The organism is Streptomyces sp. LUP30 (assembly GCF_001746365.1).
Taxonomy (GTDB): domain Bacteria; phylum Actinomycetota; class Actinomycetes; order Streptomycetales; family Streptomycetaceae; genus Streptomyces.
The window spans coordinates 14,386-26,686 of the sequence record NZ_MJAJ01000047.1 but is presented as its reverse complement, the minus strand read 5'-3'; the positions used below and the strand labels follow the sequence as shown (position 1 = coordinate 26,686).

Sequence of the window (12,301 nt, the reverse complement as noted above, 5' to 3'; positions counted from 1 at the left end):
AACGGCCGGGGCTGACCACGGGTGATCTGGTCTGGCTCGTCAGTGGTCGCAGGTGAGCCGGTCCATCTTTGGTGGCCGCTCGAAGCGCCGGAAAAACCGGTGGAGACCTCTGACCGCGAGTCCGTACCGTCCGAGGGATGACCTATCTGAGCCCCCTGGGATATCTGCTGGGCATCGAGGGTGCTGCTCTGCTGCGCGGCATCAGGGAGGGGAGGGCCGACCGGGCGTTCGTCGAGGCCCGGATCGCCGAGATCCGCACCCTGCTGGACGTGCCCGCACTCGCGCACGCTGAAGGAGTCACGGCGAGTCCGGGCGCGATCAGCGCGGCCGACGTCTACCGGGAGTGGGCGCCACACTATGACGCCCCCGGCAACCAGATGATCGACTTCGAGCAGCCCGTCGTCCGGCGCATCCTGGACGGTCTGCCCGTCGGCGAGACGTTGGACGCGGCCTGCGGGACCGGCCGCCACACCTCCTACCTGCATGAACTCGGCCATGATGTGATCGGCGTGGATGCCTCGCCCGAGATGCTGGCCCAGGCCCGCAGGGGCCTGCCGGACGTCGACTTTCACCAGGCCGATCTGCATCAGCTGCCGCTTCCCGACGACGCGGTCGACACCGTCGTGTGTGCGCTCGCCCTGACTCACGTTCCCGATCTGGACGTCGTGCTGGCCGAGTTCGCACGTGTCCTGCGCCCGGGCGGGAACCTCGTGATCTCGGACGCCCACCTGCTGACGTCCTATCTCCGGCCGACCCTGGCCCGCCGGCCCGGCCCGGACGGCCAGCCGTCCCTCCTCACCGAATACCACCGCCCGCTCAGCGCCTACCTCGCCGCAGCCCTCCCGCTCGGCTTCCAGGTCCGCCACTGCGAGGAACCCCGTCGCCCGAGCCACTCCTTCGACGCAGGCCTCGCCCCGGACCCACTCCCGGCCCATTTGTCCTGGGACCTGTTGCACTGGTGCCCGGAAGCGTCGGCCGCGGCCTTGGGCGGCTCCCCGATCGTGGTCGTCTGGCATTTCCAGCTCGAGGGCGCCGGAATGGGCTGACCTCGCTTCGGCATCTCGACCCGGCTCATGGGCGTCGGCACCGTCGACGACGCTCCAGACCCACCACATGGGTCTGCCGCAACTCGCTCCAGGAACTCGACGTGCGCAAGGGAGCGGCCTCCGAGTGCGCGCCGGGCTACGCGGACGGCGCCCGCCTGCGCACGATCAGCGAGCGAACCGAAGCCCGGCTCCTGGGGCAGGGCTATGCGGCCGGGCACTTGAGGGCTCTCCTCGACCCGCGCTGACCAGTCCGAGCACGGTGATGGTCAAGACTGCGTCATGTGAGCGCGGCGGCTGAGAGGGCGGGAGTCACTCGACGTACTAGGGGGCCAGGAAGTAGTTGGCGACCCCCGACGAAGGGCAACTCTGTGACCCGTCAACGCATCGTGCTCGCCTCGGCCGCCGGGTTCGCCTCCGCGCTCCTGCTGGCGGCGTGCGGCGTCTCGAGCGACAGCGCGTCCGGCACGAGCCCCGGTGACGTCTCGCCGATTGCGACGACCGCATCGGACCCCGCGACCTCCACACCGGCCACTTCGGCACCGGCCACTTCGGCACCGGCCGCCTCGGCGCCGGCTGAAAGTCGTAACTCCGGGAGCGGGCAGGCAGCCTTCACCACGATGCTGACGGCGAGGGTGACGACGGGCGTGGGCAGCGTGGTCACCGACGACCAGGGGATGACCCTCTACCGCTATGACCGGGACCAGGCAAGCCCGTCCAAGTGGACGTGCTCCGGTGCGTGCACGAAGACGTGGGTGCCCGTTCTGGTGCAGGACTCCATACAGACCACCGGCGTTGAGAAGAGCCTTCTCGGTACGGTCCATCGGAAGGGCAGGAAGCAGCTCACCCTCGCCGGCTGGCCGCTGTACCGCTACGTCGGCGACACGAAGGCCGGTGAGACGAATGGCCAGGGCAGGGAGAAGGAGTGGTACGCCGTCGCCCCGTCCGGCCAGAAGTCCGCTATGACGGGCTGAGACCCACCGTCTGATCACCGCGCGGTGGCTGATCGGCCGCTTGAGCCTCCCCCGCAGGGCGCCTCACGCACCGGCGGCGTGCGGTGCTCGGGATCCGGAGGCCTTCGTGCACCTGGTCCATCCTGTGGACCACCTTCGCCCCGTGTGAACGGCACCAAAGTGCAGCCGTGGCACTGCAACGGCCAACCGCAACAGAGTTGGCGACGCCCTACTACCGACGCGTCGCGTGGGGGCTGTCGCCCCGCACCCCGCACGGAACGTGCACCGGCGAGGCCGGCCGCGAAAGGAATCCACCCGCCGCAAGGAGGCCGCCGCCGACGCACTTGCCGTCCTGGCCCTGGGCGGCGCGCCTGTCCGGCGAACAGCCCCGCACCTGCGGCACGTTCACCGCCTGCTCTGACCGACTACGGGCGGCAGCACGTCCGTGCGCCGGATGCGGGCCCGGTGGGCCCAGAGGTACCGCGTGTTCTGGGCCCGACCGATACCGGGGATCAGGCCGCGACGAGCTCCAGCTCGCGGTCCGGCGTTTCGACCTTGGGCTTCTTGTTCGGCAGCGAGAGCCGGAAGACCTTGTGCCACGCGGAGAACACCTGCTTGGGCAGCGGTCCGGTGACGTAGTCCAGCTCGTACTTCTCGAACAGTGCGCGTACCTTCACCGCGACCTCGGCGTACCGGTTGCTCGGCAGGTCGGGGAACAGGTGGTGCTCGATCTGGTGCGAGAGGTTGCCGGTCATGAAGTGCATGGCCTTGCTGCCGCTGATGTTCGCCGAGCCCATCATCTGGCGCAGGTACCACTGGCCGCGGGTCTCGCCCTTGATCGACCGGCGCTCGAAGACCTGCACGCCCTCGGGGAAGTGCCCGCACATGATGACCGAGTGGGACCAGACGTTGCGGACCAGGTTCGCGGTGAACGTGGCGGCGAGCGTGGTGAGGAACGACGGGCCCGACAGCAGCGGGTGGACCACGTAGTCCTTGAGCACCTGCTTGCGGATCTTGCGGCCCACGGCCCTGGCCCGCGCGCGGAACTCCGGGTTCTTGCGGCGGCGCTTGTTCAGGTTCTTGCCGAGTTCCAGGTCGTACGCCGCGATGCCGTACTCGAAGAAGCAGGCGTTGAGGAAGTTCCACAGCGGCTGGCCGAGGTGGAACGGGTGCCACTTCTGGTCCTCGTCGACGCGCATGATGCCGTAGCCGAGGTCGTTGTCCTTGCCGATCACGTTGGTGTACGTGTGGTGCAGCTCGTTGTGCGAGTGCCTCCACTGCTCGGACGGCGAGACGTGATCCCACTCCCAGGTGGTGGAGTGGATCTTCGGATCCCGCATCCAGTCCCACTGGCCGTGCAGGATGTTGTGGCCGATCTCCATGTTGTCCATGATCTTCGCCACGGACAGCCCGGCGGTGCCGATCAGCCACGCGGGCGGGAAGATCGAGAACAGCAGCACGCCCCTGCTGACCAGCTCGAGCTTGCGCTGCGCCGAGATGACCTTACGGATGTAGGCGGCGTCCTTCTCGCCGCGGCCGGCGATCACCTCGTCGCGGATCGCGTCCAGCTCGCGGCCGAGCTCCTCGATCTGCTCCGCGGTCAGGTGGGCGGTGGGGTCGATGGCGGTCAAGGTGCTCCTACCGTTCGATGTCGCAAGGGCCCGCCGCGGCGGACACGCAGGTCTGGATGAGGACGCCCGGCTCGGCCTCGGTGATCGCGCCGGTGCGCAGGTCGCGGACGGCGCCCGCCTTGAGGGGTGTGACACAGCCGAAGCAGATGCCCATGCGGCACCCGGAGGGCATGAGCACGCCGGCCTCTTCGCCGATGTCCAGCAACGGCGTGGCGCCGTCCGCGTCGGCGGTCTTGCCGCTGCTGCTGAACGTGACCTCGCCGCCGTCGCCGGTGACGACGATGCCGGGGCGGAAGCGCTCGGTGTGCAGGCGCTCTGGTACGCCGTGCCCGGTCCAGTGCTGCTCGGCGGCGTCGAGCAGGCCCGCGGGCCCGCAGGCCCAGGTCTCCCGCTCGGCCCAGTCGGGCACGAGTTCGTCGAGACGGGCGATGTCGAGCATGCCGTCTGTGTCGGTGTGCACCTCGGTGAGCCGCAGCTTCTCGCCCGCGACCAGGTCGTGCAGTTCGTTGCGGAAGATCACGTCACGCGGCTGTGGCGCGCAGTGGACCATGACGACGTCGTCGAACTCGTTGTCGCGGAGCATGCCCATCACGGGCGTGATGCCGCTGCCGGCCGTCAGGTAGAGCACCTTGGCGGGCCTGGCCTGCGGAAGCACGAAGTCTCCGGTCGCCTGGTGGAGCTGGATCAGCGTGCCCGGTTTCGCCCTGCGGACCAGGTGGTTGCTGACCTTGCCGTCAGGGATCGCCTTCACGGTGATCGTGAGGCGGCCGTCCTGGCGGTTCGTCGGCGAGGTGATGGAGTAGGCACGCCACAGGCGCACCCCGTCGACGTCGACCCCGACGCGCACGTACTGACCGGCTGTGTGGCCGCGCCAGCCCCGTCCCGGTCTGATCACGACAGTCGCGGCGTCATCCGTCTCGGGCAGCACGGCCTCGATGCGCCCACGCAGGTCAGCGCCCGCACGCAGCGGGCTGACCAGGTCGAGGTAGTCCGACGGCAGCAGCGGCGTCGTGACCATCTCCAGCATTTTCCACGCCCTGCTGCGGAGGGCTGCACTCGTCATGACTTCAGCATGCTGTGCCCCAAGGCGTAAAGTCCTGACCGTAGGACGTGAATCTGTTCGGCAGAATTGTTCGCAGGGAACAAAAGCATGAGCCATGCAATCCGGAGGGCCAGCGAACTGGCCCTGGACGAGACGACGGTCACCGCTCTTCGGGCCGCGCTGAAGGCCACCGCCGACGAGGTGGTCCAGGCGATCATCGACGAGGTTCCCCCGTACGCCAACGCCCTTTCGGGCCACATGGGCGGCACCATCCGCCGAGCCGTCCGCACCGCCTTGGGGCACTACCTGGACCTCGCGAGCGGGAACGCCACAGGCGGCGACGCCGGTGACGCAGCCTACGAGCTGGGCCGCGGCGAGGTGCGCGACGGCCGTTCGATGGACGCTCTGCTCAGCGCCTACCGCGTCGGCGCCCGCGTGGCCTGGCGATGCCTGGCGGCGGGTGCCGTGCCCGCAGGTCTGCCCGCCGCCGAGGTCGCCAAGTTCGCCGAGCTGACCTTCGCCTACATCGACGAGCTCTCCGCCGCGAGCGCCGCGGGCCACGCCGACGAGCTGGCCGCCCTGGGGCGGGCCCACGAGCGCCACCTGGAACACCTGGCCCGCGACCTCCTCGCCGGCGCGAGCCCGGACGTGCTGCTGGCCTCCGCTCAACGGGCCGGGTGGCAGCCTCCGGTCACGCTGACCGCGGTCCTGCTGCCCGCCGCACAGGCCCGGCCGGCCTACCGCACGCTGGACCCGAGCACCCTCGTCCTCGACGACCTGCCGGACGTCACCGGTGTGCTGCTCGTCCCCGACGCCGACCGATCACATCTCTTGCGGCAGCTGACCGACCGCGCCGCGGTGGTCGGGCCGGCCCGGCCGTGGACTCGCGCGTCCGCCTCGTACGCACGGGCCGCACGCGCGCGCTCCCTGTCCTGCGATATTCGCGACACCGAGGACCACCTGCCCGAGTTGGTGCTGAGTGCCGACGTGGACGCGCTCGCAGACCTGCGGGCCAGAGCCCTCGCACCGTTGCGGACCTTGCCTGTCGCGACCGCGGAGCGGCTGGAGGAGACGTTGCGGGCGTGGCTGCTGCACCAGGGCAGGCGGGAGGAGGTGGCGGCGGCGTTGTTCGTCCATCCCCAGACGGTCCGGTACCGGATGTCGCAGCTGCGCGAGCTGTTTCCGGATCTCGCATCGCCGCACCGGGTCCTGGAACTGACGCTCGCGGTCGGTCTTCGGGCCGCCTGACGCGTACGTCGACCGCCCACGACCGCGTCCGCGAGCGGTCAGGGAATCGTCGTCAGGGCGCCCACGGCCCGAGCATGTCCTTCATCGCGTCCGTCAGGGCGAACTGCAGCAGCGGGCCGTAGGTGATCCGGCCGACGCCGAGGCGGCGGAAGCGTTCAAGATCGTGCTTGACGGGATGGGCCGTGGAGTTCACCGGGATGCCGACGGCGCCGGTCACCGCGGTCAGCAGGTCGTCGTTGTCCTGGATGCCCACCGGATAGACACTGTCGGCGCCGGCCTGCTCCAGGGCATGCAGTCGTTCGATCGCCTCGCCGAGGACGGCGGAGGCATCCTCGGCGTGGAGGAAGAGGTCGGTGCGCCCGTTGATCCAGACCGGGATCCCGGCGTCGTCAGCGGCCGCGCGCAGGCCGGCGACGTAGTTCGCGTGTTCCTGGGTGGTGCGCACGCGTCCGCCGTCCGAGTGGACGGTGTCCTCGATGTTGAGACCGACGCCGCCGACTTCGGTGAGTCCGGCGATGAGGTCCGAGGGTTCTTGTCCGTAGCCGGCCTCCAGGTCCACGGAGACGGGAACGTCGACCGCCGCGATGATGGGCCTGACGGCGGCGAGCACCTCCTCGAAGGTCTGCCCCTCGTGGTCGTCGGCTCCGCGGGAGTCGGCGAGCGGATGACTGCCGATCGTGAGCGCGGGGAATCCGGCGCCGGCCGCCGTCCGCGCGGACCAGGCGTCCCAGACGGTCGGCAGTACGAGCGGCTTGTACTCGGCGTGCAGCTGCTTGAGTCGTTGAGCGCGCTCAACCGTGGTGCGAATGTCCATGTCGAGGACGCTACCCCGTGGGGCGCCACAACAACGCGCCGACGGCGCGCCGTCGACGGTCACCGAGCAGGCCCGTCCGGCCCAGGACAGCCGGGTGGGCGGCGGCCGGTCCCCGGCGGCAGGCGGCCACCGGTCCCTTGCTCAATCCGGGGGAGCGGCCGCCGCGACCCCGGTGAGCAGGACCATCCCGGAGTCCCCGTAGTCCGGCAGGGTCGGATCCGACGGAATGCGGCCGACCGTGAGCCGGTCGGTCAGCGGGGTGAACACCTCGGTGATGACGTCCGTGTCCACCGGGCATCCGGGCCAGCGGGAGTCGGCGCCGATCCGGTAGGTCGGCATGTTCTCCATGAACGCGGCGACCAGGTGCCCGCCCGGGACGACGCACCGGACGAACCGGCGGCAGAACTCCTTGAACTCCTCGAAGTCCTCGGTGGCTCCCTCGGCCACGAAATGCATGGAGGCGAGGTGGTAACCCCCCGGCTCGACGGACCTCAGGTCGCCGTGCACCAGACGCACCGAGGACAGCGCCTCCTCCAGGGTCCCGGGGACGTCCGGATTGAGGCTGCGGCACAGGGCGTGGAAGGGCAGCCAGCTCCGGTCCGGCGTCCCGTTCAACTGCCCTTCCAGATAGGCGGCGTTGGAGGCGCCCGCCTCCACCGCGTCGATACGGCGGCTCGCCGCGGAGGCGAGGATCAGCGGATACAGGTTGGGGCCGGCTCCGATCTCCACCGACCGGGCCACGCCGTCCGGCGGGAACTCCCGGTAGAACACGCTGTGGTGGGCGATGACCGCCGCGTCCGAGGGGTGCAACTCGCGGTAGTTCTCCGCCAGGTAGTCCTCGACCGGCCATCGGTCCCAGTTCACGTCGTCATTCAGGACCGCCATCGCGGACTCCGTCCCTCGGCCGCAGCCGATAGCGCTCGGTGAGCCGGGTGAGCGTGTCGTTGAGCCGGTCCACGTCCTCGTCGGAGTTGAGCGCGGTCAGCTGGACCCGGAAACCGACGCGGTCGCGCGGTACGAGGGGATAGGCCGCCAGGGTCACGTAGATGCCGTTGTCCCACAGGAACGTGCCGACCGCGTCCAGGTCGTCGGCGTCCGCCAGCGGGATCTCGATGATCGGCAGCCGGTCCGTGTTGAGCGTGCCCGCCCCGAGCTCATCGAGGTGGTCGAGGACGCGCACCGTCTTGCGGTACAGATCGGCCCGGATGTCGTCCCCGCGGCGGTCGTTGACGTCGAGGCCGGCCAGCGCGGTGGCGAGGGAGGCGGTGGGCGACGGGCCCGAGTAGAGGTAGGGCGCCGCCGCGGTCTTGAGGCGGTCCTTGAGCGAGGTGGGCAGCGCGAGGAAGGCCAGCAGCGACGAGTACGCCTTCGAGAACCCGCCGACGAGCACGATCCCCTCGTACGACTCTCCCGTGTGCCGTACGACGCTGTTGCCCCGGTCCCCGTACGGACACGACTCGTGCGGATTGCGCTCCCCGATGACGCCGAATCCGTGCGCGTCGTCGATGTACATCAGGGCGTTGCGCGGCCTGCAGACCTCGGCCAGCCTCGGCAGGTCGGGGATGTTCCCGCTCATGCTGTTCACGCCGTCCAGGCAGACGAGCCGGGGCAGATCCGCCGGCGCCGCGTCGAGCATGGCCGCCAGTTCGTCGAGGCGTGCGGCGTGGAAACGGCGCAGCGTCGCGCCCTGACCACGGGCCCCCACGCATCCGTCGAACACGGTCCGGTGTGCCGTGGCCTCGACGAAGACATGGCCCTGGCCCGCCAGGACGGGGATCACCGAGGCGTGGATCAGGGTCGCCGTGGGGAGCAGCAGCGCGTCGGGCGCGCCGAGCAGGTCGGCGAGGCGCTCCTCGATGTCGGGATACAGACGAGGACTGCCGATCAGCCGGGACCAGCTGGGGTGGGTGCCCCAGCGGCGTACGGCCGGTTCGATGGACTGGATGATCTCCGGATCGCAGTCGAAGCCGAGGTAGTTGCAGGAGGCGAAGTCGATCATCCAGTGGTCGCCGCTGCGGATGTGCCGGCCTCGCACCTCGTCGAGAACGGCGTCGCTCATGGGGCTGGTCTGCCGCAGATGCTCCAGGTCGCGCCAGCGTCTTGAGCGCCGGGCGCCGTCACCGCCCCCGTCGCCGTGGGCGTCGTCACCGTGCGTGCTCTCGCCCGGCGGGTCGCCGTGCGTGCCGCCGGGCGACGTGCCGTCGGGCGGAGCGGACGGGTTCTTGTGCGGGTCGGCCGAAGCCGGCTGCGATGGTTCCATTCCGTACCTCGTTTCCGCCGTCGCGGCGGCGGACCCGACCGGGGTGCGAACCCCGTCGCGCTGCCGCAGCAGGAACTCGCTCTGCTGCACCGTCATCGGCCGGGCGAAGAGGAAACCCTGTCCGAACCGGCAACCCATACCGGCCAGGAGCTCCCTCTGCACCTGGTCCTCGATCCCCTCGGCGATCACCTGGATGCCCAGGGTGTCGGCGAGGCTGACGATTCCCTCGACGAGCGCCACCTGCCGGGTGTCCAGCGCGATGTCGTCGATGAACGTCTTGTCGATCTTCAGGACGTCGACGGGGAAGTCCCGCAGGTAGCGCAGCGAGGAGTAGCCGCTGCCGAAGTCGTCGACCGCGATGTGCACGCCGAGGTCCTTGAGCGAGTACAGCACCGCCTGGACCTGCGCGTCCCGGCGCATGAGCACGGTCTCGGTGAGCTCCAGCTGGAGCGACCCCGGGGCGAGTCCGGGGGTCTGGAGCGCCCTGCGCACCTTGTCCAGGAATCCGCTGTCGCGGAACTGGCGGGGGGAGACGTTCACGCTGACGTACGGCGGCTCGGCGCCGTCGGCCGACCGCTGGAGCCGGGAGATGTCCGTGGCCGCGGTCGCCAGGACCCAAGCGCCCAGCGGCGTGATGTGCCCCGTCTCCTCGGCGAGGGCGATGAACTGGTCCGGCGGGACCGGATCGTGGTGCGGATACTGCCAGCGGGCCAGGGCCTCGAAGCCGACGACCTCGCCCGCGTCGATGTCGACGACGGGCTGGTAGCGCACGGTGAATTCGGACCGCGCGACCGCGCCGTCGAGGCGGGCCTGGAGATCGTGCCGTTCCACCATCCGCACCCGCAGCCGGGGGAGGAATCTGCGCCACTGCCGCTTGCCGGCCGCCTTCGCCGCGTAGAGGGCCAGGTCGGCGTGGCCGAGCAGTTCCTCGGCGTCCGTGCTGTCCCGGGCGGTGGCCACACCGACGCTCGCGGACACGCTCACCGAGCCCTCGCGCAGGCTGAAGGACCGGCTGAGCGCCTGGATCACCTGTGCCGCGAGGAGTTCGGCGTCCAGCGGTTTCTTGGCGTCCTCCATCAGCACCGCGAACTCGTCGCCCCCGAGACGGGCCGCGGTGTCCGTGCGGCGCAGCGCTCCCGAGAGCCGTTCGGCGACCGCGCTCAGCAGATGGTCGCCGGTGGAGTGTCCCATCGTGTCGTTGACCATCTTGAAGTCGTCGAGGTCGATGAAGAGCAGACAGGTGAGCGTCGACCCGCGGCGGCTGCGCAGCAGGGCGCGCTCGATCCGTTCCAGGAGCAGGGTCCGGTTGGGCAGACCGGTCAGCGGATCGTGGAACGCCCGCTCGGTCAGCTCGTGTTCGAGCCTGCGTTGCTCGGTCACGTCCCGCAGGGTGATGACCAGCCCGGACACCGTGGGGTCCTCGCGCAGGTCGCTGCAGCGCACCTCGACCTCGATGCGGTTCCCGTCGCGCAGCACCCACCAGTGGTCGTGGGTCTCGGGCGACCCGCCCTTGCGCAGGGCGGCGAGTCCCTTGACGACCCGTGTCCGGTCGCTGGAGTCCACCAGTTCGGGCAGTGGCGTCCCGGCGAGTTCCATCTGGCCGAAGACGGCACGAGCGGACGGGCTCGCGTACCGGACGGTGTTGTCGTCCTCGACGATGAGGATGACGTCCGAGGCGTTGCGCACCAGTGTGCGGAAGTAGGCCTCGCTCTCCTTGCGGATGATCTCCTCGCGCAGCGCGATGCGGGCCACGGCCAGACCGGCGTGCGAGGCGAGGATCTCCAGCGAGCTCTGGATCTCCCGGAGCTGCTGCTCGGGACCCGCCGCCACCAGCACGCCCGGCAGCCGCTCGGTCGGCTGGTCGGGCGGGATCATGGGGCACACCAGCGTGCTGGGCAGCCCGCCGAGCCGGCCCGCGATGTCCGTCCCCAGCTCCGTCGTGGGCACCAGATGCGAGCTGCGGGTCTCGAGCCCGTTCGCGTACTCGGCCGGCAGGACGAGACACCGGTGCGCGACCTTGGGCCCGAACAGCGTGCTCACCGTGGTGTCGCACGCCCGCTCCACGTCCTGTGGTCTGGCCGCCGCGACCAGGGACGTGGCCGCGGTGCCCAGCGCCAGTTCGCGGGCCATGGCGCTGCGGTGGGCCACCACCATCCCGGAGAGCCGCAGGAGCACCAGCAGGAAGAGGGCCGCGGAGAAGACCGCGATCACGGCGGCATCCTGGGTGTCCTTGCTCTGCCCCTCGTACAGCAGGATGCCGGGCGCCACCAGGGTGGCCGCGCTGAGTGCGATCAGCCGGCGGCGCGTGGGCCGCAGGGACTCCCCTCGCACCACGGGCCGGGCCAGTTCCACCATCGAGGGATGCAGGCCCGCGAGCCCCCAGGCCGTGTAGAAGACGATCCAGCCGCAGTCGAGCAGGGTCCCGGTCTGCCACAGGTCGTTGAGCTGGAGGATCCCGTACGCGATGTCGAAGGTGAGCAGCGCCGCCGTTCCCAGCACCAGGAGCCGGAGGGCGGGGATACGGCCGGAGCCGGGGCTCGCCACCAGGAGGCGGGTCAGCATCGCGAGGACGAGCACGTCGCCGAGCGGGTAGGCGATGCTGATGGCCCGCTGCTGCCACGTCATACCCGGCTCATGGGTGAGCGGCTGCACCAGGAAGACCCAGACGGGCAGAGCCAGACCCAGCACGAAGATCAGGGCGTCGAGCAGACCCGGCAGGTCGTGGCCCGGCCAGCGGTAGTGCACCAGGCCGTAGAGGCCGGCGGCGAACATCGGATAGCAGGCGAGATAGCAGGCGTCGGCGGCGGACGGGAACGGGTTGTTGATCTGGAAGTACGACTCCATCACGTTGTACGACGTGTCGCCCGCCGCGAACGCCAGCAGCCCCGCGGCCAGCAGCAGCCACGGCCAGCGGTGGGGCGGGCGGTTGACGACGATCCCCGTGACCATGGCCGCGAATCCGCCGAGCCCGATGACGGCCCACAGCGGGGTCCGGGTCGGGGGGGCCGCCATGTAGACCACGGTGGCGGCCGCGACCAGGATGCCGTACACGCCGAGGCGCCGTGGCCGTGGCAGGAGGTCCGTGAGGCGTGGTGCCCGCAGCAAGCCGAACCGCCTCCCTACGTCGCACGGCACAGGAACCTCGCGTCGGACGGCACGGGACCGTCCGGCGCGTTCCGGGGGCCTTGTTGATCGTAGGCACGGCGGGTGGACCGGTGCATCTTCAGCCGTTCGGGCGAGGCGGTCTCCGGCATTCCTCGTCCCGGCGTCTCGCCTCCCGGCGTCATGGCGTCCCGGCGTCCCCTGTCCC

Annotated in this window: 10 protein-coding genes; 4 read left to right on the top strand and 6 right to left on the bottom strand. The window is 70.4% G+C overall.

Going from position 1 to position 12,301, the window contains the following annotated elements:
- Window positions 1–137 precede the first annotated feature (137 nt).
- Both BG482_RS30570 and BG482_RS44200 read left to right on the top strand, forming a co-directional pair.
- On the top strand, window positions 138–1,046 hold the full coding sequence (locus BG482_RS30570) for a class I SAM-dependent methyltransferase (protein WP_069772421.1): 909 nt from the start codon (window positions 138–140) through the stop codon (window positions 1,044–1,046).
- A 101-nt stretch (window positions 1,047–1,147) separates the two neighbouring features.
- Entirely contained in the window at window positions 1,148–1,291 is a 144-nt protein-coding gene (locus BG482_RS44200) for a hypothetical protein (protein WP_176741505.1), read from the top strand.
- A gap of 131 nt (window positions 1,292–1,422) precedes the next feature.
- Here the strand turns inward: BG482_RS44200 and BG482_RS41660 are convergent, their stop codons facing one another.
- Window positions 1,423–1,707, bottom strand: coding sequence for a hypothetical protein (locus tag BG482_RS41660; RefSeq protein ID WP_079142346.1), 285 nt, complete (start codon window positions 1,705–1,707; stop codon window positions 1,423–1,425).
- On the opposite strand from BG482_RS41660, the gene BG482_RS30565 reads away from it, so the two are divergent.
- Window positions 1,691–2,017, top strand: a complete 327-nt coding sequence (locus tag BG482_RS30565) for a hypothetical protein (RefSeq protein WP_176741504.1) — start codon at window positions 1,691–1,693, stop codon at window positions 2,015–2,017. The genes BG482_RS41660 and BG482_RS30565 overlap by 17 nt on opposite strands.
- Window positions 2,018–2,508: 491 nt before the next feature.
- Here BG482_RS30565 and BG482_RS30560 read toward each other — a convergent pair whose 3' ends face one another.
- Both BG482_RS30560 and BG482_RS30555 read right to left on the bottom strand, forming a co-directional pair.
- Window positions 2,509–3,627 (bottom strand): acyl-CoA desaturase, encoded by a 1,119-nt coding sequence (locus tag BG482_RS30560; protein ID WP_069772419.1) that lies wholly within the window; start codon window positions 3,625–3,627, stop codon window positions 2,509–2,511.
- Between the two features lie 7 nt (window positions 3,628–3,634).
- Window positions 3,635–4,690, bottom strand: a complete 1,056-nt coding sequence (locus BG482_RS30555; RefSeq protein ID WP_069772418.1) for a ferredoxin reductase — start codon at window positions 4,688–4,690, stop codon at window positions 3,635–3,637.
- Between the two features lie 87 nt (window positions 4,691–4,777).
- Here BG482_RS30555 and BG482_RS30550 point away from each other — a divergent pair, with 87 nt between their 5' ends.
- Window positions 4,778–5,917: a CdaR family transcriptional regulator gene (locus tag BG482_RS30550; RefSeq protein ID WP_069772417.1), complete on the top strand. Its 1,140-nt coding sequence runs from the start codon at window positions 4,778–4,780 to the stop codon at window positions 5,915–5,917.
- Window positions 5,918–5,969: 52 nt separating this feature from the next.
- Here the strand turns inward: BG482_RS30550 and BG482_RS30545 are convergent, their stop codons facing one another.
- The 3 genes from BG482_RS30545 to BG482_RS30535 form a co-directional block, all read right to left on the bottom strand.
- A complete protein-coding gene (locus BG482_RS30545; RefSeq protein ID WP_069772416.1) occupies window positions 5,970–6,731 on the bottom strand; it encodes an isocitrate lyase/phosphoenolpyruvate mutase family protein in 762 nt (253 codons plus the stop codon).
- 141 nt (window positions 6,732–6,872) lie between these two features.
- Window positions 6,873–7,616: a methyltransferase gene (locus BG482_RS30540; RefSeq protein ID WP_069772454.1), complete on the bottom strand. Its 744-nt coding sequence runs from the start codon at window positions 7,614–7,616 to the stop codon at window positions 6,873–6,875.
- Window positions 7,600–12,003, bottom strand: coding sequence for an aminotransferase class I/II-fold pyridoxal phosphate-dependent enzyme (locus BG482_RS30535; protein WP_079142360.1), 4,404 nt, complete (start codon window positions 12,001–12,003; stop codon window positions 7,600–7,602). Before BG482_RS30535 ends, BG482_RS30540 begins: the two co-directional genes overlap by 17 nt.
- Window positions 12,004–12,301 lie beyond the last annotated feature (298 nt).

Excerpts from the sequence above, each read along its gene's own strand:
- BG482_RS30545 (WP_069772416.1), bottom strand. The coding sequence starts at position 6,731 with ATGGACATTCGCACCACGGTTGAGCGCGCTCAACGACTCAAGCAGCTG.
- BG482_RS30570 (WP_069772421.1), top strand. The coding sequence starts at position 138 with ATGACCTATCTGAGCCCCCTGGGATATCTGCTGGGCATCGAGGGTGCT.
- BG482_RS30555 (WP_069772418.1), bottom strand. The coding sequence starts at position 4,690 with ATGACGAGTGCAGCCCTCCGCAGCAGGGCGTGGAAAATGCTGGAGATG.
- BG482_RS30540 (WP_069772454.1), bottom strand. The coding sequence starts at position 7,616 with ATGGCGGTCCTGAATGACGACGTGAACTGGGACCGATGGCCGGTCGAG.
- BG482_RS30535 (WP_079142360.1), bottom strand. The coding sequence starts at position 12,003 with ATGGCGGCCCCCCCGACCCGGACCCCGCTGTGGGCCGTCATCGGGCTC.
- BG482_RS30550 (WP_069772417.1), top strand. The coding sequence starts at position 4,778 with ATGAGCCATGCAATCCGGAGGGCCAGCGAACTGGCCCTGGACGAGACG.